At 58.1% G+C, this 25,299-nt stretch carries 25 protein-coding genes; 12 read left to right on the top strand and 13 right to left on the bottom strand.

What is annotated here, in order from left to right; all coding sequences use genetic code 11:
* Positions 1-77 precede the first annotated feature (77 nt).
* Positions 78-806 carry a c-type cytochrome gene (locus RUA4292_RS11490; protein WP_058277699.1) on the top strand — a complete coding sequence of 243 codons (729 nt, stop codon included), beginning with the start codon at positions 78-80 and terminating at the stop codon, positions 804-806.
* Here the strand turns inward: RUA4292_RS11490 and RUA4292_RS11485 are convergent.
* Complete coding sequence (locus RUA4292_RS11485) at positions 800-2,752, bottom strand: 4Fe-4S binding protein (RefSeq protein ID WP_058277698.1); 1,953 nt, start codon at positions 2,750-2,752, stop codon at positions 800-802. The two genes, RUA4292_RS11490 and RUA4292_RS11485, sit on opposite strands and share 7 nt — an antisense overlap.
* Positions 2,753-3,015: 263 nt before the next feature.
* Here RUA4292_RS11485 and RUA4292_RS11480 point away from each other — a divergent pair, with 263 nt between their 5' ends.
* From RUA4292_RS11480 to RUA4292_RS11440, 10 genes are all read left to right on the top strand, one after another.
* A complete protein-coding gene (locus tag RUA4292_RS11480) occupies positions 3,016-3,570 on the top strand; it encodes a DUF3305 domain-containing protein (protein ID WP_082637104.1) in 555 nt (184 codons plus the stop codon).
* Positions 3,567-4,151 carry a DUF3306 domain-containing protein gene (locus RUA4292_RS11475; RefSeq protein WP_058277697.1) on the top strand — a complete coding sequence of 195 codons (585 nt, stop codon included), beginning with the start codon at positions 3,567-3,569 and terminating at the stop codon, positions 4,149-4,151. Before RUA4292_RS11480 ends, RUA4292_RS11475 begins: the two co-directional genes overlap by 4 nt.
* A gap of 4 nt (positions 4,152-4,155) precedes the next feature.
* The gene (locus RUA4292_RS11470) at positions 4,156-4,767 is read left to right on the top strand and encodes a TorD/DmsD family molecular chaperone (protein WP_058277696.1); all 612 of its coding nucleotides are present in this window, start codon (positions 4,156-4,158) and stop codon (positions 4,765-4,767) included.
* A 61-nt stretch (positions 4,768-4,828) separates the two neighbouring features.
* Positions 4,829-5,017 (top strand): ubiquinol-cytochrome c reductase iron-sulfur subunit N-terminal domain-containing protein, encoded by a 189-nt coding sequence (locus RUA4292_RS11465; RefSeq protein WP_058273834.1) that lies wholly within the window; start codon positions 4,829-4,831, stop codon positions 5,015-5,017.
* A gap of 128 nt (positions 5,018-5,145) precedes the next feature.
* Positions 5,146-8,040 (top strand): formate dehydrogenase subunit alpha, encoded by a 2,895-nt coding sequence (locus tag RUA4292_RS11460; RefSeq protein WP_058277695.1) that lies wholly within the window; start codon positions 5,146-5,148, stop codon positions 8,038-8,040.
* Between the two features lie 11 nt (positions 8,041-8,051).
* Positions 8,052-8,645, top strand: coding sequence for a formate dehydrogenase FDH3 subunit beta (gene fdh3B, locus RUA4292_RS11455; RefSeq protein WP_058273836.1), 594 nt, complete (start codon positions 8,052-8,054; stop codon positions 8,643-8,645).
* Between the two features lie 73 nt (positions 8,646-8,718).
* Complete coding sequence (locus RUA4292_RS11450) at positions 8,719-9,924, top strand: formate dehydrogenase subunit gamma (protein ID WP_058277694.1); 1,206 nt, start codon at positions 8,719-8,721, stop codon at positions 9,922-9,924.
* Positions 9,925-11,187, top strand: coding sequence for a c-type cytochrome (locus RUA4292_RS11445; RefSeq protein WP_058277693.1), 1,263 nt, complete (start codon positions 9,925-9,927; stop codon positions 11,185-11,187).
* Positions 11,188-11,200: 13 nt separating this feature from the next.
* Positions 11,201-11,326, top strand: coding sequence for a hypothetical protein (locus RUA4292_RS25460; RefSeq protein ID WP_267885451.1), 126 nt, complete (start codon positions 11,201-11,203; stop codon positions 11,324-11,326).
* On the top strand, positions 11,327-12,199 hold the full coding sequence (locus RUA4292_RS11440; RefSeq protein WP_058277692.1) for a substrate-binding domain-containing protein: 873 nt from the start codon (positions 11,327-11,329) through the stop codon (positions 12,197-12,199).
* Between the two features lie 4 nt (positions 12,200-12,203).
* Here the strand turns inward: RUA4292_RS11440 and RUA4292_RS11435 are convergent, their stop codons facing one another.
* The 9 genes from RUA4292_RS11435 to RUA4292_RS11395 all read right to left on the bottom strand — a co-directional run bounded on the left by RUA4292_RS11435 (position 12,204) and on the right by RUA4292_RS11395 (position 21,095).
* Entirely contained in the window at positions 12,204-13,019 is an 816-nt protein-coding gene (locus RUA4292_RS11435) for an ABC transporter substrate-binding protein (RefSeq protein WP_058277691.1), read from the bottom strand.
* Positions 13,020-13,039: 20 nt separating this feature from the next.
* Positions 13,040-13,774 carry an ATP-binding cassette domain-containing protein gene (locus tag RUA4292_RS11430; RefSeq protein WP_058277690.1) on the bottom strand — a complete coding sequence of 245 codons (735 nt, stop codon included), beginning with the start codon at positions 13,772-13,774 and terminating at the stop codon, positions 13,040-13,042.
* A complete protein-coding gene (locus tag RUA4292_RS11425; RefSeq protein WP_058277689.1) occupies positions 13,767-14,480 on the bottom strand; it encodes an ABC transporter permease in 714 nt (237 codons plus the stop codon). The genes RUA4292_RS11430 and RUA4292_RS11425 overlap by 8 nt, the downstream gene beginning before the upstream one ends.
* A gap of 153 nt (positions 14,481-14,633) precedes the next feature.
* The gene (locus tag RUA4292_RS11420; protein ID WP_058274243.1) at positions 14,634-15,623 is read right to left on the bottom strand and encodes an ABC transporter substrate-binding protein; all 990 of its coding nucleotides are present in this window, start codon (positions 15,621-15,623) and stop codon (positions 14,634-14,636) included.
* 56 nt (positions 15,624-15,679) lie between these two features.
* Positions 15,680-16,525 (bottom strand): ABC transporter permease, encoded by an 846-nt coding sequence (locus RUA4292_RS11415; protein WP_058277688.1) that lies wholly within the window; start codon positions 16,523-16,525, stop codon positions 15,680-15,682.
* Complete coding sequence (locus tag RUA4292_RS11410) at positions 16,522-17,451, bottom strand: ABC transporter permease (RefSeq protein WP_058277687.1); 930 nt, start codon at positions 17,449-17,451, stop codon at positions 16,522-16,524. The genes RUA4292_RS11415 and RUA4292_RS11410 overlap by 4 nt, the downstream gene beginning before the upstream one ends.
* Positions 17,444-18,241 carry an ABC transporter ATP-binding protein gene (locus RUA4292_RS11405; RefSeq protein WP_058278167.1) on the bottom strand — a complete coding sequence of 266 codons (798 nt, stop codon included), beginning with the start codon at positions 18,239-18,241 and terminating at the stop codon, positions 17,444-17,446. Before RUA4292_RS11405 ends, RUA4292_RS11410 begins: the two co-directional genes overlap by 8 nt.
* 55 nt (positions 18,242-18,296) lie before the next feature.
* The gene (hydA, locus tag RUA4292_RS11400) at positions 18,297-19,751 is read right to left on the bottom strand and encodes a dihydropyrimidinase (RefSeq protein WP_058278166.1); all 1,455 of its coding nucleotides are present in this window, start codon (positions 19,749-19,751) and stop codon (positions 18,297-18,299) included.
* 93 nt (positions 19,752-19,844) lie between these two features.
* Positions 19,845-21,095, bottom strand: a complete 1,251-nt coding sequence (locus RUA4292_RS11395; protein ID WP_058278165.1) for a Zn-dependent hydrolase — start codon at positions 21,093-21,095, stop codon at positions 19,845-19,847.
* A 171-nt stretch (positions 21,096-21,266) separates the two neighbouring features.
* On the opposite strand from RUA4292_RS11395, the gene RUA4292_RS11390 reads away from it, so the two are divergent.
* Positions 21,267-21,875 (top strand): TetR family transcriptional regulator C-terminal domain-containing protein, encoded by a 609-nt coding sequence (locus RUA4292_RS11390; protein ID WP_058277686.1) that lies wholly within the window; start codon positions 21,267-21,269, stop codon positions 21,873-21,875.
* 30 nt (positions 21,876-21,905) lie between these two features.
* Here the strand turns inward: RUA4292_RS11390 and RUA4292_RS11385 are convergent, their stop codons facing one another.
* From RUA4292_RS11385 to RUA4292_RS11375, 3 genes are all read right to left on the bottom strand, one after another.
* A complete protein-coding gene (locus RUA4292_RS11385) occupies positions 21,906-23,336 on the bottom strand; it encodes an NAD-dependent succinate-semialdehyde dehydrogenase (protein ID WP_058277685.1) in 1,431 nt (476 codons plus the stop codon).
* Positions 23,337-23,439: 103 nt separating this feature from the next.
* Positions 23,440-24,384, bottom strand: coding sequence for a LysR substrate-binding domain-containing protein (locus RUA4292_RS11380; RefSeq protein ID WP_058278164.1), 945 nt, complete (start codon positions 24,382-24,384; stop codon positions 23,440-23,442).
* Positions 24,385-24,386: 2 nt separating this feature from the next.
* Positions 24,387-25,160 carry an aspartate dehydrogenase gene (locus RUA4292_RS11375; protein ID WP_058277684.1) on the bottom strand — a complete coding sequence of 258 codons (774 nt, stop codon included), beginning with the start codon at positions 25,158-25,160 and terminating at the stop codon, positions 24,387-24,389.
* Positions 25,161-25,299: the final 139 nt, after the last annotated feature.

Below are 25,299 nucleotides of genomic sequence, written 5' to 3'. Positions count from 1 at the left end.
GGTTGCCGTTCATTGCAAGTGTCTCCGTCTCATTCAGTTCATTTGACGCATTTGGTGCCGTGCCGTTAGGCTGTGGCATGCGCTTTGTCCTCTTGTGCCTGAGCCTGACGCTCGCTGCCACCCCCTCTTGGTCGCAAGAGGCGATTGGTCTTGCCGCGCCGGACGAGGTTGCTGACTCTGGTCTGCTGCAACATATCCTTCCTCGCTTTTCTCTCAAGACCGGGATCCGGGTTATTGCAGATGATGCCGGCGTTTTGGTGCTGGAAACCGCCCCTCCGGGTGATCCTGTGTTCGCGCGCGACGGTGTGATCTATCACCTTCGGATCGAAGAGGACGCCAAACATGAGCGGTTCCGCGACTGGCTGCTGTCCGATATCGGAAAACGGACGGTTGAAAGCTATGCGCCAGAGCAAGGCGCGCCCTTCTCGGCCAGTTTCGATATCGCGGCCGTGGAAACCGAAACAGTGATCGACGGCGATACGCTGCGCGGCGAGGAATTGTCGATGACCCATTGCGGCCGGTGCCATGTGATAGGGCCCAAGAACCGGATGAATGGTCTGGGTTCGACCCCCTCTTTCGCGGTGCTGCGCGCCATGCCAGACTGGTCAGAACGGTTCGAGGCGTTCTTCGCCCTCAACCCGCACCCCTCGTTCACACAAATCGACGGGCTGACACCTCCGTTTGATCCACAGCGTCCATCGCCCATATACCCGGTCGAAATGACGCTGGACGATCTGGAAGCCATCCTTGCCTTTGTCTCGGTCATTACCGCAGCGGACTTAGGTGCACCATTACAGCTTCAGTGATCCTTTCGTTTTGAGAAATAATCCTCGGTCGTAACGACACGAGGTTTCGGGTTAGACTTGAACGGGTTGTCCTCTTGCTGGAACTGTGCGTTCACGCGGCAATTGTCACACATCTGGATCATCCGCGCCTTGTCCGAGGAGGCAAACATCGGATGTGTACCCGCAAGCTTTTCCATGATCCGTTCCACGGTGGACTTAACTCCGAACAGTGCCCCACATTCTACACAAGCAAAGGGCTCCTCTTCATTCAGCACCTGTTGAGACAGGGCTGCATCGCTCAGGTCAAGCTGCGGGACAAGAGCAATCGCATCCTCCGGGCAGATGCCTTTGCACAACCCGCATTGCAGACAAGCATCCTGCTGGAAGTTCAATTGCGGCTTGTCCGGGTTATCGATCAAAGCACCCGACGGGCACAGCGACACACAGCTGAGGCACAAGGTGCAGGCATCCGTGTTGACAGCGATCGCCCCATAGGGCGCGTTTTCCGCCAAGGGCAGCGGCGCTTCAGCGTTGGGGTTCAGTGCCTGCGCAGCCAAACGGGCGATCTGGCGGCGGTTGCCCAATGGCAATACCGGGTCGGCCAAAGGCTGAGGGACATCTTGGGCATAAAGGACATCAGACAGCGCATCCGGGTCGGCCTCATCCAACAACCCCAGGGCATTCGCCCCCGCTATTGCCTGCGCCAAGGCCAGTTCACGGTCCAACGCATCGCGCTCGGTCGTTGGGGATAGCAAGACGTCCACACGCGCGAAACCATGCGCCAAAGCAGCCAGCATCTCGGCATGGCCAAAGCCTGAAATCACACTCAGCTCAAGTGGGATCACATCGGCAGGCAAGCCACGTCCAAAACGGGCGGCCAGTCGGATCATCTCGGCCCCGTTGGCATTATGCACCAGCAAGCGTGGCGCAACTCCGCCAGCTCGCCGATAGGTGCGCGCTAAAATATGCATCCGCGACAGCAACGCGGATATCGGCGGATCCTCGTAGGTGATTGCTGTTGAGGGGCAAACTGCGGCGCATTCCCCACAGCCAGCGCAGATCATCGGGTCGATCTCGACATGCTCACCGGAAGGTTTGATCGCTCCGGTCGGGCAGATATCCAGACAGTTCGTGCAAGCGACTTGTTCGGCCCGTGAATGGGCACACAGCGTTTCTTCCATCCGCACATAAAGTGGCTTTTCGAAGGTGCCGACCAATTGGACCGCCTCAAACGCCAGCCGTTCGACGGACAATGGATCTTTGGGATCAGCCCGCAGATAGCCTTCGCGCTTGGCCGGGGCCTGAATCAAGGGTGTGTCGCCGGTCAGGTCCAGAACGATGTCACAGCCCGATTGTGCCCTGTCACGTGCCTCTGTCCACATAAAAGCTCCGCGACCGCCGGGCTCAAGCTGCTGAAACGCCTCAAGCCGCATAGTAAACCCACCCAACGCACCGTTCAGCGATTTGATGCGCCCCCGCACGACGTCGAACGAGCGCGACATAGGCTCGGCCTCATCCGTGACCAGTACCGTAACCGCCAGTGTAACGGCCAGTTTTTCAGCAAGTGCAAATGCAACCTCGCCGGGACCGATGATCAGGCATGTGCCTTCGCTATAGACGTCTACGCTGGGCGTCACCGGCTGCGGCAACAAGGCCTCGGCGGCCAGGGCGGCCATCTTGGGGGCCGCATCTGCGCCCTCATCAGACCACCCGGCCCTGTCACGAAGATCAACAAAGCCCGGGGCGTCCACATTCAGTTCTTCGGCCAGGGCCTGAAACACTTCCTGCTCTTGCCCGCAGGCAATGATGGTGCCCGCCTGTTGTATCCCCGCGGCCGCCGCTTCCAACTCTCGCGTGCAAAGCGCTGTGAAAACCTTGGAACAATCCATCTCGCAGGCCGTACCGATCTTGTCGGAATTCAGAGGTTGAGACCCGGCGCAGTCGCATAAAAGTAGTTTAGTGCCCATGATCCTCCCCCGGATACTTCTCCACCTCTTCGCATCGCAGGCTGTATCCCCGTTGCTGGAATGTAAACCCTTTGGGACAGCGGGCCATTTGGCCACGGAAACCCCTTTCTTTACAATAAACAAAGGCGTCCGTTTGTGGGGATCACTATTTTGCTACCAGCCATTACGACTAAGGTCGTACGACGCGGGCTTGGCACCTGAGCGCTTTGTGTACCATAGTGGACCTATGGGAAGGCATGGGAGAGCCTTCCGGGGAGGAGCCAGTGGCCAAGGCCGCAAGCCAGATTGAAATGCCAATCGGCGTCGTCGTGCGCAAAACACCCGGTGTAACCCGCTGGGCGAAATGGAATTGGCGCGCCATTGCCGTGTTGCCCGGTGCCGGACCTGCGGACTGGCACGAAATGCGACGTGAAGGCGAAGCCATTGAGTACCACGCAGCGACCCTGCCCCTGACGCTTTGGGCGGACGAAACCGAGGCCTATATGGTGAACCTATCGGACGGCCAGCCGTCGATCTACCTTGTCCTTCGTGATGCGCTGGATGGCGAAAGGCCGATGGATGCGGTGCTGGTAACGGCGTCGCCCTTCGAAGGTCAGGACTATGCCGATACCGGTGAAGAGATCGTTGAGAAAATTCCGATGACAGATGGGTTGATCGCCTGGGTGCGCGACTTCGCTCTGGAACATCATAACGACGAAGTCTTCGTGAAACGCCGTCGGGACAAAAAGCGGATCGATTTGGTCGAGGACGGCAAGGGCGACGCACGCATTCGGCAAGAGTCAGACGTGTACCGCGCCCCGCGGAGGATCGTGCAGTGACCCAAGCCCGCGATTTCTGGTCCCGCCGCAAAGCGGCAGTACAGGCGGAAGCCGAGGCCGAGGTCATCGCGGTTGAAGAACAGAGCATTGCTGCCCAACACGCCGAACTGGAAGATAAATCCGATGCGGAGATTCTAAATGAACTCAACTTGCCCGACCCTGACGAATTGCAGGCGGGCGATGACGTCTCGGGCTTTATGGCCAAGGCGGTGCCTGACCGTCTGCGCCGTCGTGCCTTGCGACGGCTGTGGCGGCTGAACCCGGTATTGGCCAATGTCGATGGCCTTGTGGACTACGGCGAGGATTATACTGACGCTGCCTGCGTGATCGAAAACATTCAGACAGCGTATCAAGTTGGCAAAGGTATGCTTGCACATGTCGAGGCGCTGGCGGCTGAGGCCGAAGACAGCGAAGCGGACGAGGCATCTGAACGTGATGAGCCACAGGAAGAATCCGTGGCACCCTCAGAACCCGCGCCAGAGCCTATTGTGATCGTTAAGCCTGAAGTAACACCGGGCGCGTCAGAGGATGCAGAGGTCACCCCTGCCCCACGCCGCATGAAATTTGAATTCGAAGGATAACCTTATGACCGCAAGTGAAGCGCAACAGATGAATGTCTCGGCAGAGGATCGTATGCGCGCGGATTTCTACAACTTTCTGGGGCTGCTTCTGTCTGCGCCGCCCGATCAGATGCTGCTGGATCAAGTATCCGGCCTGACTGGCGATGAGACCGATCTTGGACAGGCTATTCAGTCCATGGCCCGCGTCGCCAAAGTGACCAAGCCCGCCGCAGCGGAACGCGAATTCAACGCGCTGTTCATCGGGTTGGGACGCGGCGAGCTGCTGCCCTACGCCAGTTTCTACCTCACTGGATTCCTGAATGAGAAGCCGCTGGCGCAACTACGCAACGACATGGCAATGCGTGGCATTACCCGAGCCCGGAATGTCTTTGAACCGGAAGACAACATCGCGTCATTGATGGAGATGATGGCGGGCATGATCGTTGGTCGCTTCGGCGCAGCTGCATCTTTGGAAGACCAAAGGGCATTCTGGAACAAACATATCGGCCCTTGGGCCATGCATTTTTATTCGGATTTGGAAGGCGCCGAAAACTCGGTTCTCTATGCCTCGATCGGCACAGCCGGTCGGGTCTTCATGGAGATCGAGCGCGAAGCCTTCCGAATGACGGCAGCGTGAACCGCTGTCACTCGCCAGCGCCCCAAGGGGTGCTAACTCGCAAATGGGAGAGGAGAAACCCATGAGCAAGACCAAGGAAGAAGGCGCAACGCGCCGCGACTTCCTCAAACTGGCTGGAACCGCAGCGCCCGCTGCCGTTGCCGCCGCCAGCCTGAGCGGAAAAGCCGAGGCAGCCGAGCTGCCTACGGATGAGAACCGCATTCAGGATACCGCGCACACGCGCGCGTACTTGAAAAGCGCACGCTTCTAGCGCGACGACAGCGCCCGGTTCTAACCCGGACGAAGTCACACCCGACTGACGGTTGCGATTGGCCCTGACGTCGGCACCAGCAGTACCAAGCCAGCCGTGGCTCACACGGCGCGCAAGGGAGGAAAGAAATGCTTAGGAAAAAGACCAACGGGGTTGCGAGACGCCCCCAGCGGACAAGTATCCTGTCCCAGGTCGGCGAGAAAACCGTCGATCGCCGCGCATTCCTGCGTGGCTCGGGCCTGACGATCGGCGGCCTTGCCGCGATCAGCGCCACGGGTGGAACCGTGACGCCAGCCAGTGCCCAGACAGCGGCCAATCAGGCCGTGGAAAACATCAAGTCCATATGCACCCACTGCTCGGTCGGCTGTACCGTCGTCGCCGAAGTGCAGAACGGCGTTTGGATCGGGCAAGAGCCCGGTTGGGATAGCCCGTTCAATCTGGGTGGACATTGCGCCAAGGGGGCCGCAGTTCGCGAGCACGCCCATGGCGAGCGTCGCCTCAAGTATCCGATGAAGAAGGAAGGCGGAGAGTGGAAGCGCATCAGCTGGGAAGAGGCGATCAACGAGATCGGCGACGGCATGATGAGCATCCGCGAAGAATCCGGGCCGGACAGCGTGTACTGGCTGGGCTCGGCCAAGCATAACAACGAACAGGCCTATCTGTTCCGCAAGTTCGCCGCCTATTGGGGCACGAACAACGTGGACCATCAGGCGCGTATCTGCCACTCAACCACGGTTGCGGGTGTTGCGAACACATGGGGCTACGGCGCCATGACCAATTCGTACAACGACATCCATAACTCTCGGGCCATCTTCATCATCGGCGGCAACCCGGCCGAGGCGCACCCTGTCTCGCTGTTGCATGTTCTGCGCGCGAAAGAGCAGAACAACGCACCGCTGATTGTCTGCGACCCGCGCTTTACGCGCACCGCGGCCCATGCGGATGAATATGTCCGCTTCCGCCCCGGCACAGACGTTGCTTTGGTCTGGGGTATTCTGTGGCACATCTTCGACAACGGATGGGAGGACAAAGAGTTCATCCGCACCCGTGTCTGGGGCATGGATCAGATCCGTGAAGAGGTTGCCAAGTGGAACCCGGATGAGGTCGAGCGCGTCACCGGCACCCCCGGTTCGCAGCTGCGCCGCGTTGCGCGCACCATGGCCAACAACCGTCCTGGTACGGTGATCTGGTGTATGGGTGGTACGCAGCACACAAACGGCAATAACAACACCCGCGCCTACTGCGTGCTCCAGCTTGCGCTTGGCAACATGGGCACCTCGGGTGGTGGCACCAACATCTTCCGCGGCCATGACAACGTGCAAGGCGCGACGGACCTTGGTGTTCTGTCCCACACCCTGCCCGGCTATTATGGCCTGTCAAAAGGTGCATGGGGTCACTGGGCCCGTGTCTGGGGTGAAGAACCCGAATGGCTCGCTGGCCAGTTTGCCACGATCAAAGACAAGGAAGGCAAGGACAAACCGCTTCAGAACGAACGCGGCATCCCGGTCTCCCGCTGGATCGATGGTGTTCTGGAAGACCCGGCAAACATGGATCAGGACAACAACGTCCGTGCCATGGTGCTGTGGGGCCACGCGCCCAACTCGCAGACCCGGATGACGGAAATGAAGACGGCGATGGAGAAGCTGGACATGCTGGTCGTGATCGACCCGTATCCCACCGTCTCGGCCGTTCTGCATGATCGCACTGATGGCGTCTACCTGTTGCCCGCCTGTACGCAGTTCGAAACCCGCGGCTCGGTCACGGCATCGAACCGCTCGCTGCAGTGGCGTGACAAGGTTGTGGAACCGCTGTTCGAAAGTCTGCCGGACGAGGTCATCATGGCCAAGTTCGCCAACAAGTTTGGATGGGCAGATCGGCTATTCCGCAATATCGAGATGGAAGATCCCGAAACCCCGAATGTTGAAAGCATCACGCGTGAGTTCAACTCGGGCCTCTGGACCATCGGATATACTGGTCAGTCACCGGAACGTCTGAAAAGCCACATGGCCAACCAGCACACGTTCGACAGAACCACGCTGCAGGCCATTGGTGGACCCAACGACGGCGAGTATTACGGTCTACCCTGGCCTTGCTGGGGAACGGCTGAGATGGGTCATACGGGGACACCAAACCTCTATGACATGTCCAAACCGGTGGCCGAAGGCGGCCTGACCTTCCGCGCCCGCTTTGGCGTGGAACGCGACGGCGATAACCTACTGGCCGAAGGGGTCTATAGCGTTGGATCGGAAATTCAGGATGGCTACCCTGAATTCACGATGCAGATGCTGATGGACCTTGGCTGGGATGGCGATCTGACAGCCGAGGAACGCGCGGCCATCGATGCCGTTGCGGGACCAGAGACCAACTGGAAGACCGACCTATCCGGCGGCATCCAGCGGGTCGCGATCGAGCATGGCTGTGCGCCCTTCGGGAACGCCAAGGCTCGCGCGGTCGTCTGGACCTTCCCGGATCCGATCCCAATCCACCGTGAGCCGCTATATACGCCGCGTCGCGATCTGGTAGAGGATTATCCGACCTACGAAGACCGTCAGGCCTATCGCCTACCCACGCTTTATGCATCGATCCAAAAGAACGACTTTTCAAAGGATTATCCGATAATCCTGACGTCTGGTCGTCTGGTTGAGTATGAGGGCGGCGGTGATGAGTCACGGTCAAACCCGTGGCTGGCTGAGCTGCAACAGGACATGTTCGTCGAGATCAATCCGCGCGATGCCAACAATCTGGGCATTCGTGACGGGGCACAGGTCTGGGTCGAAGGTCCCGAGGGCGGCAAGGTCAAGGTGATGGCGATGCTGACCAACAGGGTCGGCGCCGGCGTGGCCTTCATGCCGTTCCACTTTGGCGGCCATTTCCAGGGCGAAGACCAGCGGCACAAATACCCCGCCGGTGCAGACCCCTATGTCTTGGGTGAAAGTACCAACACCGCCCAAACCTATGGCTATGATTCAGTGACCCAGATGCAAGAGACCAAGTGTACTCTCTGCAAGATCTCGGCAGCGTAAGGAGAACGATAATGGCTAGAGCAAAGTTTCTCTGCGACGCTGAACGCTGCATCGAGTGCAACGCCTGCGTAACCGCGTGTAAAAACGAGCACGAGGTGCCCTGGGGCATCAACCGCCGCAGGGTGGTGACGATCAATGACGGCAACCCGGGCGAACGCTCGATCTCGGTGGCCTGTATGCATTGCTCGGATGCGCCGTGCATGGCGGTGTGCCCGGTCGACTGCTTCTATCAGAACGAAGAAGGCGTCGTCCTGCACTCCAAGGACCTGTGCATCGGTTGCGGCTATTGTTTCTATGCGTGCCCCTTCGGCGCGCCACAATACCCACAGGCTGGCAACTTCGGATCACGTGGCAAGATGGACAAATGTACCTTCTGCGCCGGTGGTCCCGAAGAAAACAACTCGACCGCAGAGTTCGCAAAGTATGGTCGCAACCGGATCGCCGAAGGCAAACTGCCCATCTGCGCCGAGATGTGTTCCACCAAGGCCCTGCTCGCCGGTGACGGCGATGTGGTCTCGGCCATCTACCGCGAGCGCGTCGTCGCGCGCGGATTTGGATCGGGCGCATGGGGTTGGGGCACCGCCTACGACCAGAAGGACGGGTAAACCCGCCTTCATGAACCAAACAGACGACCCGCATCCGTGGGTCGTCTGAACAGGGATTTTGACCGAGGTTCAGATGTTCCGCTTGCTCGCCATATTGCTGCTGACATTTTCGATGGCCCAAACCGCCATCGCCCAATCAAGTGAAACTGAAGCCGCCGCACCAGCCGACAGGACGGCGACTGGTGGTGCGACTACGCTTGAGGATATAATGGCGCGCCAGCGCGGCGAAAAGGTGGATGACAGCTATCGCTCGGACAATACCGGCCAAAGTAACGCCGAAGGCCTGCTTGGCCAGTTGGGCACGCGCGGAATTGCCTCGGACAGCGATGTCTATCGCGCACTTCGCTACGGCTCGGCAGATGTGACCGTGTCATCTCATGGACCGGCCGCAACTGTACTGATCCAGGACGGCGGCATGTGGTGGCTAAATTTTCGCACCGGACCTTTGCGTGAATACGGATCTTACATCATCGGCGGTATGCTTGTTCTGTTGCTGCTGTTTTTCCTGGTCCGCGGAAAGATCAGGATTGATGGTGAAAAGACCGGGCGGAAGATTCTGCGTTTCAACGGGATCGAGCGGTTCGGGCACTGGTTGTTTGCCGGGTCCTTCCTAATACTAGGCGTCACCGGCCTGTTAACTTTGTACGGTCGTGATTTCCTGATCCCAGTTTTCGGCAAAGAGGGGTTCGCGACGATCGCTCAGGGCTGCAAATGGCTGCACAACAACCTGGCTTGGGCCTTTATGCTTGGGCTGATCATCGTGACAGTGAACTGGATTTCTCACAACATCCCGAACCGCACTGACCTGAAATGGCTCGCTGCTGGTGGGGGGTTATTCACCAAAGGCAGCCACCCACCCGCCAAGAAATTCAACGCAGGGCAAAAGATCATATTCTGGCTTTGCATTCTGCTGGGCGTCTCGATTAGCCTGTCCGGTCTGTCTTTGCTGTTCCCATTCGAAATGCCACTGTTTGCCAAGACCTTTTCGATCGCGAAGTCGACCGGTATTCCACAGATGCTTGGGCTGAACCTGCCCGTGCAGATGTCTCCGCAGGAAGAGATGCAATACGCCCAGATCTGGCACGTCATGGTCGCCTATGCGTTCATCGCGATCATCCTGGCCCACATCTATCTGGGCTCGGTCGGCATGGAAGGTGCGTTTGACGCTATGGGAACCGGAGAGGTGGAAGAGCAATGGGCGCGCGAGCATCACTCGCTGTGGCTGGAAGAGGTGCAGGCAAAAGAGGCCAGCGAAGGAGCGGCCTCGCCCGCCGAATAAATGCGCAAGCTGGTTCTGGCACTGGTGCTGCTGCCCCTGCCCGCGATGGCCGAGTTCTTCACTCTCAAAGGCCACGGCGGGCCCATCATGGGGATCGCCACCGCGCCAGACGGCCGGATCGCAACAGCAAGTTTTGACAACTCGGTTGGCATATGGACCGGGCAATCGCCGAAATGGCTGGAAGGCCACGAGGCCGCAGTCAATTCCGTCGTATTCAACGGTACCGCGATCTATTCGGCTGGGGATGATTTTACCCTGCGCAAATGGCCCGGCGGTCAAGTTGTTGGTCAGCACAAAGGCAAGATTGTAGGCGTCGCCGCGTCGAAAACCCATGTGGCAACGGCCAGTTGGGATGGGACCATCGGGCTGTGGCCGGTCGATGGCTCGGCGCCGTCGATGCTCGGGCCGACTGGAAGCGGTGTGAATGCCGTCGAATTCTCTGCAGACGGTTCGGAACTGTATTCCGCAGGTATCGATGGTTCACTGCGCATATGGGACGTTGCCAGCGGACAGGAAACGAACCGGTTCGTGGAACACGGATTTGGCATCAATGAACTGGCACTTAACGAACAGGACAACTGGATTGCGTACGGCGCGGTTGATGGCGTCACCCGCATCCTCGACCTGACAACCGGCGACGAGCGTGATTTCACTTTGGAACGCCGACCAATCCTTGCATTGGCGCTCAGCCCGGATCGCAGCATGCTGGCCGTCGGAGATGGCGAAGGCTATGTCATGGTGATCGACACGCTCGAATGGCGCATCGCGCAGGATTTCAGGGCCACCTTACGCGGCCCGGTCTGGGCGCTGGCCTTTTCGCCTGATGGGCAGAACCTACACGCGGGCGGCATTGACGAAGCCATGTATAGCTGGCCAGTCGCCTCGCTTGGCGACCAGGAACAGATGGCCGCGACAGAACCCAGCTTTCTCAAAAACCCTGAGGAAATGGAGAACGGAGAACGCCAGTTTGCCCGCAAATGCTCGATCTGCCACAGCCTTACACCGGATGATCAACGCCGCGCGGGTCCGTCGCTGCATGGTGTGTTCGGGCGCAAGGCGGGTACGCTTACCGGATATTTTTATTCGGACACGCTGCAAGACTCTGATATCATTTGGAATGAAGAAACGATAAACGCTCTGTTTGACGAAGGGCCGGACCACTACATTCCGGGGTCGAAGATGCCGATGCAGCGGATCACCGAACCCAGGGACAGGGACGACCTTATCGCCTTTCTACGCCGCGCCACGGCACCGGAAAACTGAGCTGGAGGAGACTATGAAAGCCTTTCTTGCCGCTGTCGCTGCCATGGTGGTGATCACAGTCGCTGCGCCCTTTGCACTGCAACAGATCGGTTCCAGTGCTGCGGATTCCGGCACCAGCTCGGCTGTGCGTCTCGACTGAATGTCCGAATATCTGACCACCAAGGAACTGGCCGATCTGCTGCGCATTGGCGAGCGTAAGGCCTATGATCTTGCCTCATCGGGTGAGGTGCCTTGCGTGCGTGCCATGGGCAAACTGCTGTTCCCGCGGGCCGAAGTGATCGCCTGGCTCAACGCATCACGATCCGGCCCGGAAGTGGCCGAACCGCCCCTGCCCCCAATTGTCGCTGGCAGTCACGATCCGCTGCTGGACTGGGCGCTGCGCGAAAGTGGTTCGGGGTTGGCGACCTATTATGATGGCTCATTCGATGGGCTGACCCGCCTGAAAGACCGGAACGCGCAGGCGGCAGCGCTGCACATTCATGAGGATGGCGGGTTCAACACCCAGACCCTGAAAGACGCTTTGGGTGAGGCTCCGGTTGTTCTGTTCGAAGTCGCGCAGCGCCAGCGTGGTTTGCTGCTGGCACCGGGCGCATCGGAAATTCAGGGTTTTGCGCAGCTAAAAGGCCGACGTGTCATCCTGCGTCAGGACAGCGCGGCCAGCCAACGGTTGTTCGACACACAGCTTGAGGCCCACGAAATAACCCGCAACGATCTGGAAACCCTGCCCACCTGCGCCCGCACAGAAGAAGAGTTGGCCATTGCCCTGCATGACAACAAGGCCGAGGTCGGGTTCGGACTAGGCGCATTGGCTGGGCTGTACGATCTGGGATTTGTTCCCACGCATACCGAACGCCTGGACCTGGCGATTTGGCGTCGGGCCTATTTCGATGACCCGATGCTGAAATTGCTCAGCTTTGTGCAGTCCGACCGGTTCCTGACCCGCGCCGATGAGTTTGGTGGGTATGACCTGTCCGGTCTGGGAACGATCCACCACAATGGCGCCAGCGGGTGATCCCCTATTTCGCGTTCGGAAAGAACAGCTGCTGACCATTCAACTCAAAGGCCTCGATGGCCGCCTGCCCGTCCGGGCCGATTAGCCAATCAACAAACCGCTGCCCTGCCGCCGCCCTTACACCCGCGTGTTTTTCGGGGTTCACCAGAATAACGCCGTACTGGTTGAACAAGCGCGAGTCACCTTCGACCAACACTTCAAGGTTTCCACGGTTGCCGAAGGACTCCCACGTCGCACGATCCGTCAGGGTATAAGCATCCATGCCACTGGCCACGTTCAACGTCGCGCCCATACCTGAACCGGTTTCCCTGTACCACGTACCCGATTCCGCAGCCGGATCTACTCCGGCGTCGTTCCAGTGGCGCATTTCGGCCTTATGGGTTCCGCTGTCGTCCCCGCGTGATGCAAAGGGAACTTCGGCCTCAGATACCGCAGTCAAAGCGGCCACGATATCTGAGCCGCCCTTCACCTTGGCCGGGTCTGATTTGGGACCGACAAGAACGAAGTCATTATACATCACGTCAAATCGTTCAACGCCCCAGCCGTCTTCGACAAACTGCTCCTCGTCGGCCTTTGCATGGACCAACAGAACGTCACCATCCCCATTGATTGCGTTACGGATCGCCTGCCCGGTGCCCACAGCAACAACGCGCACGTCGATCCCGGTTTCCGCCTCGAACCAAGGAAGGATGTAATCCAACAGTCCCGAATTTTGGGTCGAGGTCGTTGATTGCACCACAATAAATGGTTCTTCGGCCAAGGCCGGACCTGAAAACAAGCCAATTGAAACCAATGCTGCCCGAATGAAATTCCGGATCATTCTAAACTCCAGATTTTTTGTTATGTCACCAATCCGCCTGAAAGATATCTGCGCGAGGCATCACTTTTGGGATCGTCCAATACCTGACGCGCATCGCCATGTTCAACCACATGACCGCCCTGCATCATGACGACATCCGATGCCAGCCGGCGCGCCTGACCGATGTCATGGGTCACCATGACAATGCGCACCCCCCCTTCTGATGCGCGCAGGATCATCCGTTCAATCACCTGAGTGGCGCCGGGGTCCAGCGCGCTGGTCGGTTCGTCCAGAAACAAGGTATCCGGGTCCAGCGCCAGCGCGCGCAGGATGGCCAGCCGCTGCGCCTCACCTCCCGACAGCGATCTGGCCGCTTGCCGTGCTTTGCCTTCAAGCCCGCCTTGGGCCAGCAAATCAGCAATACGCGTCTTGCGAGCAACGCGCTGCAGGCCCTGCCGTTTCAGGACAAAATCCAGATTGGCTGCAACGGACCGGCGCAGCAAGACGGGTTGCTGAAACACCATCGCCTGCCGGGCCTTGTGATCAGCATTCAAAGGAACTCCATCTTGCTCCACGCTCCCTTTGTCCGGCGCAATCAGTCCATGCAGGCACCGCAGCAACAGGCTTTTGCCCGCGCCGTTCGGTCCAAGGATTAAGGTCGGCCCCGGCCCGCTCAATGTCAGGTGCGGAACGTCCAGCAATGCGGTGCCATTACGCGCAATCTGCAATCCATTAACGGTGATGCGCCGCGCCATTTCCGAGACCAGATCACGCATGACGCAACCCCTCTCTCTCAGCCCGCAGGCTAAGCGTGCTGACCATGGCGTTCACCGCTATGGCAATACCGATCAGGATCGCGCCGAGCGCCAAGGCCAGCGCAAGATTTCCCTTGGACGTTTCCAGCGCGATGGTCGTCGTCATCACCCGCGTCACGTGATTGATGTTTCCGCCAACGATTATGACCGCCCCAACTTCGGCAATGGCGCGGCCAAATCCGGCCAGCAAGGCCGTGACCAACGCCAAACGCGCATCCCAAAGAAGTACTGGCACAGACGCCAGCCGCGACACGCCCAAGGATCGGAGCTGTTCCGAGTATTCCTCGGCCAGCATCTCGACGACCTGCCGCGTCAACGCAGCGACGATGGGCGTCACCAAAACAACCTGCGCGATGATCATCGCGGTCGGTGTGTAGAGCAGTTCAAGCACACCTAAAGGCCCGGATCGTGACAACATCAGATAAACCAGCAAGCCTACGACCACCGGCGGGAACCCCATCAGCGCGTTCATAAGAATGATCAAAACCCGCCGCCCCGGAAAGCGTGCAACGGCCAGCGCAGCGCCAACAGGCATGCCAATCAGTGCAGAAATCAGGACGGCAAAAACGGAAACTTTCAGGGAAAGCAGCACAATCGCCCAAAGCTCTGGATCCCCATTCAAGATCAGAGTGAACGCTGTATTGAATTCTGATGCAAATCCCTGCATTTTCTTCGGACTATCGCCAGTTTCGTATGAAATGCGCTGTTATTCATAGAATTCTACGCCATTTCGATCTCAAGTACAGACACATTTCCGACATAAGAAACAGGAAACGCGGCCCCGTTTGGGACCGCGCCTTTTCAGTCAGTGCGAAGCGGATCAGTTCAGAGCCGCATCCGTGATCTGGTGCGTCCAAGCGCCGTCTGGCTGCTTGGTGATCACAGGATCGGAACCGCCCGCCAACAGGGTGGCAACGGTGCGCTCAAAATCGGCAGGGTCCAGCGAACCGTTCGAACCTGACGTCAGCTTGGCGATCTCGCCCATCATGCGTTTCTGATGCTCTTCGGTTTGGGCGCCGGTCTCATCGTTTTCCAGCACGATATCGGCTGCCTCATCCGGGTGTTCCTCGGCGTATTTCCAACCCTTCATCGAGGCGCGAACGAAGCGTTCCATCTTGTCGACAAACGCTGCGTCCCCAAGGTTCTCTTCCAGAACATACAGGCCGTCCTCCAATGTCGCGACACCCTGATCTTCGTACTTAAAGGTCACCAGCTCATCCGGGTTGACGCCGGAATCGATGACCTGCCAATATTCGTTATAGGTCATGGTGCTGATGCAATCGGCCTGACGCTGCAGCAGCGGGTCGACGTTGAAGCCTTGCTTCAGAACCTCTACACCGCTTTCGCTTTTGCCACCCGTGTCGATGCCCAGTTGGCTCATCCAGCTCATGAATGGGAATTCGTTGCCAAAAAACCAAACGCCCAGCGTGCGGTTCTTAAGGTCTTCGGGTGCCGCGATCCCGGCATCTTTCCAGCAGGTCAGCATCATACCCGAGCTTTTGAACGGCTGCGCGATATTGACCAGAGGCAAACCCTTTTCGCGTGCAGCCAGCGCGGCGGGCATCCATTCGACGGTCACGTCAGCGCCGCCACCTGCGATCACCTGCGTCGGTGCAATGTCTGGTCCGCCGGGCAGAATAGTGACGTCCAGCCCCTCTTCCTCGTAGAACCCCTTGTCCTTGGCAACATAGTAGCCCGCGAACTGAGCCTGCGTGACCCACTTCAGTTGCAATGTCACCTCATCCGCAGCGAAAGCCGAACTGGCGGCCAGACTAAAGGCGGCTATCGCCCCGCTGAGTAGCTTATTCATCTTCATATCTCCTAGTTGCTGTTGGTGCCCCTTTTGGGGTCTGTTGAATTATTGTTTTATCCACGTTGCGACGGGTGCCAGAAGGTCACCGCCTTTTCGATCATTGCGACAAGACCATAAAATGCGGTTCCGGCCAAAGCGGCCACCACAATCTCGGCCCAGACCATATCCAGCGATAATTGCCCGACGCTGGTGGATATCCGAAAGCCCATGCCTAGCGTGGGCGAGCCAAAGAACTCTGCCACGATAGCGCCGATCAACGCCAGGGTGGTAGAAATCTTTAAGCCGTTGAAGATAAAGGGCATCGCAGCGGGCAATCGCAGCTTCAAGAAGCTCTGCCAATAGGTGGCCGCATAGGTCTCCATCAGGTCACGCTGCATGGCTGTAGCCTCGCGCAGACCAGCCACGGTGTTGACCAGCATTGGGAAGAACACCATCACCACGACAACGGCAGCTTTGGAGTGCCAGTCGAACCCGAACCACATCACCAGGATGGGTGCGGTCCCGACAATTGGCAGCGCTGCGACAAAGTTCCCAACGGGCAGCAACCCAAGTCGGAGGAAATCCCAGCGATCCACCGCAATTGCCATCAGGAATGCGGCGAAGCACCCAATGATGTACCCGCTGAACGCGCCTTTGATGATGGTCTGAACGAAGTCCTCCCACAGGATCGGCAGGCTATTGGCAAAGCGCACCGCAATTACGGATGGCGCCGGCAGTATGACCAAAGACACGTCTAGCCCTCTGACCAGCAGCTCCCAAATGACAATGATCGTTACGCCAAATATGAACGGAGCCAGAAATCGCACCATGCGCGTGTCGGCATATGGCCCACTGGCCAGACGGCTGTTCAGCCACCAACCCAGGACCCAAACGACGATTGCAAACAGCACTAGTATCATTGCGCCATCCCCATTCTTTTCAGGACCTTCCGTTCTACAAGCCCCAACAACCCGACCAGGCAAGCCGCCAGAATGGCCGCTGCAAACAAGGCAGACCAGATCTGCACGGTTTGTCCATAGTAGCTGCCTGCCAGTAGACGCGCACCCAAACCGGCCACCGCCCCTGTTGGCAATTCACCAACGATGGCACCGACCAGCGAAGCCGCAATGCCGATCTTCAGCGACGTAAACAGATATGGCATCGATGCGGGCAAGCGCAGCTTCCAGAACCCCTGAGACCGGCTGGCGCTGTAAGTGCGCAGCAGGTCCAGTTGCATTGCATCCGGGCTACGAAGCCCTTTGACCATACCGACAACCACAGGGAAGAAACTCAAATAGGCCGAGATTACCGCCTTGGGGATGATCCCCTGAATGCCCACCGAGTACAGCACCACGATAATCATTGGCGCCAAAGCGATGATGGGAATCGTCTGGCTGACGATGGCCCATGGCATCACCGACAGGTCCATGACGCGGCTGTGCACGATCCCGACAGCCAGCAGAATGCCCAATCCAGTACCGATCACAAAGCCCAGCATCGTTGCGCTTAGCGTGACCCAGCCATGATAGATAAGTGACCGTTTCGAGGTGATTTTTTTCTGTACAGTGGTCTCCCACATCTCGACGGCGACCTGATGCGGCGCCGGCAGGCGGGGCCGGTCCTGCTCCCACGTGGCGGGGATGGCAAAGCTGTTATTCAACACCAGTCCGAATTCGGACATATCCCGACGATCTTTAGCCGAAGGTGGCTGAACTTCGGCGCCTGCACGCTCCTGTTCCGTCAAAACACCTTTGATGTTCATTGGAATGCAGGCCGCATACCAAAAGACGACGATCACCGCGAGAACGGTCAGAACTGCCCAGAAAGCTTTGAACCCATCATTCATCGTCCGCATGCCCCGCCCGTAGACCCTCGCGTACACGATGAGCCACTTCGATGAACTCAGGCGTGTCGCGGATGTCCAATGGACGTTCCTTCGGCAGCGGACTGTCGATCACATCCGTTATCCGCCCCGGTCGCGGGCTCATCACCACGATTTTGGTGCTCAGATACACTGCCTCGGGGATCGAGTGCGTGACGAAACCGATGGTTTTTTCTGTGCGCGCCCATAGCGCCAAAAGCTGTTCGTTCAGGTGATCGCGCACGATTTCGTCCAGCGCCCCAAAAGGTTCGTCCATTAGCAGGATATCAGCGTCAAATGCCAGCGCACGCGCAATGCTGGCGCGTTGCTGCATACCGCCGGACAGTTGCCACGGAAATTTGCCGCCAAACCCTTCAAGATCAACAAGTTCAAGAACGTTTCTCACACGTTCATCTTGCTCAGTGGCCGAATACCCCATGATCTCAAGCGGTAGCTTGATGTTCTTAGCGATGGTGCGCCAGGGATACAGGCCCGCCGCTTGAAACACATAGCCATAGGCCCGGTTCCGCCGCGCCTCATCCGGGGTCATGCCATTGACCGTCAGGGTTCCTCCGGTCGGTGTTTCAAGCGCAGCGATACATCGCAAAAAGGTGGTTTTCCCGCAGCCTGAGGGACCGATGAAGCTGACGAAGTCACCCTTGTCGACCGTCAGATTTACGTCTTTCAGCGCGTGAATTGGCCCGTCATTGGTTTGGAAGGTCAGATCCAGCTGCCTTGCCTCGATAACGGGCTGGGTAGTGCTTTCAGTATTCATTCCATAGCCTTGAAAAGATTTGATTTTGGGCCGCATGAATTGCGGCCCGCACGCATCATACGCCCGTCGCCGGGATGCCCGTCCGTTCAACCGGCCGAGGCGCGGTCAGCTCTTTCCAGGTGCTTAGCGCTTTGTTCACAGTGGTATTGGCCTCACGTGCAACAAAATCGCCGTGGCCTTCCTGCGTGCGGATTTCCCCATCATGCACAGCCACATGCCCTCGCGTAAGGGTAAAGCGCGGCAGGCCTTTAACCTCTTTGCCCTCGAATACATTGTAGTCGATCGAGGATTGCTGCGCATCGGCACTGATCGTCTTGGACTTTTCAGGATCCCAAACCACCAGATCCGCATCAGCGCCAACCAGAACGGCTCCTTTTTTCGGGTAACAATTCAATATCTTGGCGATATTCGTTGAAGTCACCGCGACGAATTCGTTCGGTGTCAAACGCCCGGTGTTTACCCCATGAGTCCACAGCATCGGCATCCGATCTTCAAGCCCGCCGGTGCCATTGGGAATCTTGGTAAAGTCGCCCACACCATAGCGCTTTTGTTCGGTGGTAAAGGCACAATGGTCTGTTGCCACAACGCTCAACGATCCCGATTGCAGACCGTTCCACAAGCTGTCCTGGTGCTGCTTGTTCCGGAACGGAGGGCTCATAACCCGACGTGCCGCATGATCCCAATCTTGGTTGAAGTACTCGCTCTCATCCAACGTCAGGTGTTGGATAAGGGGTTCGCCCCAGACCCGCTTGCCCTGCAATTTGGCCCGCCGGATCGCCTCATGCGCATCCTCGCAGGACGTATGCACCACATAAAGCGGCACGCCCGCCATGTCAGCTATCATGATGGCGCGGTTTGTCGCCTCGCCCTCAACCTGCGGCGGGCGGGAATAGGCGTGCGCCTCGGGGCCATTGTTCCCCTCGGCCAGCAGCTTAGCACTGAGTTCAGCCACCACATCACCGTTCTCGGCGTGAACCATCGCGATGCCGCCCAGTTCGGACAGACGCTTGAACGAGGCGAACAGTTCGTCATCATTCACCATCAGAGCGCCCTTATAGGCCATGAAATGCTTGAACGTGTTGATCCCCCGCGTTTCAATCACCGTTTTGATGTCATCGAACACCTGCTCGCCCCACCAGGTCACGGCCATGTGGAATGAGTAGTCACAGTTGGCACGGGTGGATTTGTTGTCCCAACGCTTCAACGCGTCCAACAGGCTTTCACCCGGGTTCGGCAGCGCGAAATCAACGACCATCGTGGTTCCACCCGCCAGCGCAGCCCGCGTACCGCTTTCGAAATCATCGCTGGAGTAGGTGCCCATAAACGGCATCTCCAGGTGGGTATGCGGATCAATCCCACCCGGCATGACGTAACATCCCGTGGCGTCCAATTCTTTGTCACCCTTCAGATCCATCCCGATCTCTGTGATGACGCCATCTTCGACCAAAACGTCCGCCTTGTAGGACAGGTCGGCGGTCACAACGGTTCCGTTTTTGATAACAGTGCTCATTTTCATCTCCCTGACGCGGTCTGCGCCGCTTGCTTGATCTGGCCAAATATATCCCGGGGGAGTCGCCCGTTGGGCGACGGGGGCGGCGCCCCCTTATTCCACAATCTCAGCCGTCTCGACGACCGCATGAAACAGAACATCCGCCCCGGCTGCGGCCCAGTCTTTGCTGATCTCTTCCGCCTCGTTGTGGCTCAACCCGTCAACGCAAGGGCACATGACCATGGCCGTCGGGGCCACCCGGTTGATCCAACAGGCATCGTGCCCCGCCCCTGAGATGATATCGGTGTGCGAATATCCCAGCCGCTCTGCTGCGCCCCGTACAGCCGCGACACAGCTGTCATCGAACTTCACTGGATCAAACCCACCAACTTTCTCGAATTCGATCTGCAGGCCCATCTCTTCCACGATATCTTCGGCCGCAACGCGCAAACGGTTTTCCATATCTGTGATGACCGCCAAATCCGGCGAGCGGAAATCGACCGTGAACACCGCCTTGCCAGGAATCACGTTGCGAGAATTCGGGAACACGTCAATATGCCCTACAGCGCCGACGGCATGGGGCGCATGAGACCACGCGATCTCATCCACTTTCTCAAGAATACGCCCCATCGCCAGACCCGCGTTTTTGCGCATCGGCATTGGAGTAGATCCAGTATGTGCGTCTTTGCCTGTCACGGTGATCTGCGTCCAGCTCAGCCCCTGCCCGTGCGTCACAACGCCGATATCCTTGCCCTCGGCCTCAAGGATCGGCCCCTGTTCGATGTGCAACTCAAAGAAGGCGTGCATTTTGCGGGCACCAACCTCTTCGTCTCCCCGCCAGCCAATGCGCTTTAGCTCATCGCCGAATGTCTTGCCCTCGGCATCTTCGCGATCATAGGCCCAGTCCTGCGTGTGCATCCCGGCAAACACGCCCGAAGACAGCATCGCCGGCGCATAGCGCGTGCCCTCTTCGTTGGTCCAGTTGGTCGCGACGATCGGATGTTTGGTCTTGATGCCCAAATCATTGAGCGTTCGGATAATCTCCAGCCCACCCAATACACCCAACACGCCGTCATACTTGCCGCCGGTTGGTTGGGTATCCAAATGTGAGCCAACATAGACCGGTAGTGCGTTGGGGTCAGTGCCCTCGCGATGAGCGAACATGTTGCCCATCTGATCTAAACCCATGGTGCAACCGGCGTCTTCGCACCACTTTTGAAACAAGGCGCGCCCTTCTGCGTCTTCATCCGTCAGGGTTTGGCGGTTGTTGCCACCCGCAACGCCGGGGCCGATCTTGGCCATCTCCATCAGGCTGTCCCAAAGTCTGTCGCCATTGATCCTGAGGTTTTGCGCCGGAGCTGCCATCTTGTTCTTCCCTGTTGCTTGCGATTTGGCTCGCTTTTGGTGTCTTGATTTGACCATCTGGTCAAACTCACGCTATCACGGGTTCGACATCAGTCAAGAAATTGCATGGTGCCGCCGGAAAATTCGGCATATTTGGTGCCCGCTTGGCGGAAAAAGAGACAGTCAGGAAACATGCCCAAAGACCGCGCCCCGACCCGAATTCAGAAAAAGAACCGCGCCGCGATTCTCGAAGCCGCACTGAACGTGTTTTCGGCGCATGGTTTTCGTGGGGCGACGGTCGATCAAATCGCCACCGAGGCCGGGCTGAGCAAACCGAACCTGTTGTATTATTTCCCGTCGAAAGAGGCGATCCACACAGCCCTGCTGTCGGGCCTGCTAGAGATCTGGCTGGCCCCACTGCATGATCTGGACGCGGATGGTGATCCGATGGAAGAAATCCTGGCCTATATCCGCCGCAAGCTGGAAATGAGCCGAGACCTACCGCGCGAAAGCCGCTTGTTTGCGAACGAGCTGGTTCAGGGCGCTCCGCGTATTCACGAATCTCTGTCGCATGACCTCAAATCTCTGGTGGATGAGAAAACGGCAATACTGACGCAGTGGATGGATCAGGGCAAAATCGCGCGCCTGCACCCCCATCACCTGATCTTTTCAATCTGGGCGCTGACACAGCACTACGCCGACTTCGACGTTCAGGTCCGCGCAATTCTGGGCGACGAAGACCCATTTGAAGGGGCCGAGCCGTTTATCGACACGCTCTACCGGAAACTTCTGACGCCGTAATCGGCGCGACTTTATCTGACGCGCCTTTGCTCAGGTGATGTCGGCGGAATGCCATACGTTTTTTACGATCATGTAGTTGTCCAGCCCCTCGGTGCCGCCTTCGCGACCATATCCGCTGGATTTCACGCCGCCAAAGGGTGTTTCAGGCATGGATGCCTCAAGCGTGTTGATAGACAGGTTGCCGACCTCGACCTCGTCAATCAATCGATCAATATAGTCTGCGCGATTTGTAAATGCATAACCGGCCAGCCCATAGGGCACCGAGTTTGCCTTGCCGATTGCGTCATCCAGTGAGGACACTGGATTGATCACAGCCACCGGACCAAAAGGTTCCTCCTGCATGATCCGGGCGTTGTCGGGCACGTTCAGCAGGACGGTGGGCTGAAAAAAATACCCTTTGTCGCCATGTTTAGCCCCACCCGTGGCAACCGTCGCACCCTTTTCACGGGCGTCTTTCACCAATTCGGTCAGTGCAGGCGCCCGCCGGTCATTTGCCAAAGGCCCCATTTCCACATTTTGGTCCATTCCGTTTCCGACAATAGTTGCCGCAGCGCGTTCAACGAAAGTTGTGGCGTAATCGTCAAAGATGTTCTCATGCGCAAAAAACCTTGTAGGCGATGTGCACACCTGCCCGGCATTGCGCATTTTTCGAACTGCGCTTGAGATCCCGGCCGCTTTCACATCTGTGTCTTCGCAGACAATTACTGGCGCGTGGCCACCAAGTTCCATCAGCACCGAAGTCATATGTTCTGAGGCCAAGGTAGTCAGATGCCGCCCCACAGCGGTTGAGCCGGTGAAAGCCACGAGCCTGACCGGATCCTGCGGGATGAGGTGGCCTGAGATTTCTGCCGGCTCTCCGAACACCAGGTTCAGGACGCCAGCAGGAAGACCCGCATCTTCAAAGGCTTTTGCAATGTGCATTGCTCCCGCGGGTGTTTCTTCTGCCGCCTTCAGGATGATCGAGCAGCCCGAAGCCAACGCGCCAGCGATTTTGCGCGCTGGTTGGCTCATCGGGAAATTCCAGGGTGAAAAGGCTGCGACGACACCGATTGGCTGGTGATGAACGGAAAACTTGTGACCCGGAGCCGCAGGGATGACCCGCCCATAGGTCCGCATCGCCTCGCCCGCGTCCCATTCAAAGAACTCTGCCCCTCGGATAACCTCAAGCCTGGCCTGATTCAGCGGCTTGCCGTGTTCCATGGTGATGGCATGGGCAATCTGTTCCTGACGTTCCCGCATCAGCGCGGCAGCGCGCAAGATTGTGTCGGAACGTTCGCGCGGTGAGGTGCGACTCCATACGCGAAACCCTCGGACTGCGGCCTCCAGAGCGTCATCCAGATCCTGCTTCGACGCGCAGGGAAGCCGCCCGATTTCGCCCTCTGTCGCGGGATTCACGACCGGTATGTCCCGGTTGGCTGTGCGCCACTTGCCCGCGATGAACAGCTTAAGCTCAGGATACATGAAACCGGTGCCTCCGACTTTGACTATTTCAAATCACGCAATGGCTGGCATTACTTCAAGTAAATTGGGTGGATACTGATATCAATTTGACGAATACCTGACCTCATTTCTGTTTCACCGCCTGATGCAGCGCCGATTTAAAGGCCCGGCCAGCGGGGGAAAGATCATCATCCGCCCGGAATGAGACACCAATCGGCCCCTGCCCAAATGGGACATCCCAATCCAATGGCAACAGGTAGCCGTAGGCGATGTCCTGCGACACGACCTCGGCCGGCATAAGCCCGATCAGATCGCGCGACTGCAGCAAAGCACGATTGGTCAGGTAGGACACGGATTCGATCGTTACGGGCGGAACGTATTGCTGCTGGCCAACAAAGAAATGATCCAGCTGACGCCGCAATGTGGTTTCCAGCGGCGGGACGATCCAGCCAAAGGGTTTGGTCTGAGCGAAGGAAACATCCGGGCGCCCCGCAAGAGGATGCTGATTGCCGACAATCGCCAGAATACGGTCTTCAAACAGCTTTTCCTGCCTGATCTTGTCACGGTGCCTATGAGAGGGAAGCCGCCCGACTACCATGTCGATTTCGCCCGAAAGCAACCTCGGCATCAGGACTTCGTTCGTGCCCTCGTTGATCTTGATCGCCACATTCGGGCGGTCAGCCAAAAGGATTTCAATGGCCGCCGGCAGCAGGCTGGTTGAGGCCGCCAACAAAGTGCCCACCACCACGCGGCCTGCATTGCCTTCGTTCAGGTCATCCAGTTCCTGCGCAGCGTTCGAGACCTGGGCAAAGATTAGTTTGCCGTGACGTATCAAAGTTTCTCCGAACACGGTCGGAATCACACCCCGATTGGTCCGGCTAAACAGCTTGACCTCAAAATCCAGTTCCAGATCCTGAATCATCTTGGTTGCGGCCGGTTGCGAGATGCCCAGCTCGCGTGCGGCGTTCTGGATGTTACCGTGGGCTCCCACCGCTACCAGCAAACGCAGTTGGCGTAGCTTCAGCCGGGTCAGGGCGCGGTCGACGATACGTGAATGACGTTCCACCATGGTCATATCACAATTGGCTTTGAAAGCTGCTCGAGCTTGGCCACCACACTCATCGCGGCCAAGGCCGAGCTGCGTGGATTGTCCGGCAGGGAATTGCCGCTTATCCGGAAATGGAACTGCCCGAATTCCCCTTCGGCCTCGACTTCATGAATGTTTTGCGCAATCGACGGATCAGCGATGAGTTTAACCTGCGTCTCATCAAATCCAATCCCAGCCAAGGCTACGGCTGCCGCAACGTTTGCGTTTTTGGGATAGGCCAACGCCGCCTCTCGGGCGGTCCCAGTGAAGTGCGTTTCAACCTGTGTCAGCCCCTCAAGATCCAGCCTGTCCGCTGCGGCAGAGCCTTTCCAACCTAGCGGCGGCTTGCGCCCGACATAGATAACCTTGTCTAATTTGCCGGTCGCCGCAGCGCTCAGGCAATCAAGGGCACCGATTGCGCCGCTGGCCAGGTGCAGTTTCGCCTGCCCCACGCTGGCCGCGCTTTCCATCTCGTCTGCAATCGTTTGATCCGCCAATGCACCGACGGACACCGTGATCATGTCCGTACCCTGCCCCAGAACCTGAGGGCCATTGGCCGCCAGTGCCTGATGGCCAGCGCATTCGATCACTAGGTCCGCCTCTGCGATGAGCTCTGGCACCGAACCCACAAACAGGTTCAGGTTTTGTGAAATGCTGCCTGGTCGCACCAGAACCGCATGTACCATATGGCCTCGCGCCTGAACCGCGCCCATGACATGCTGCGCAATCGCGCCTTTACCGATCAATCCTATTTTCATGTGGCAAACCTAAACCAGCGCCAAAGAATTCTAAATTGGTATTCTTTGGGTATTCTAAATTCAGATACCCAATTCCCGGCTTTCGCATTGGATCAAGTGGGGTGATCAGGCTTTGATGGCGACGCCAGAATTGCGCGTT

Source organism: Ruegeria atlantica, assembly GCF_001458195.1.
GTDB classification, from domain to species: domain Bacteria; phylum Pseudomonadota; class Alphaproteobacteria; order Rhodobacterales; family Rhodobacteraceae; genus Ruegeria; species Ruegeria atlantica.
Note: the sequence above shows the minus strand (reverse complement) of the source record. Positions and strands in the feature narration are given on the sequence as shown.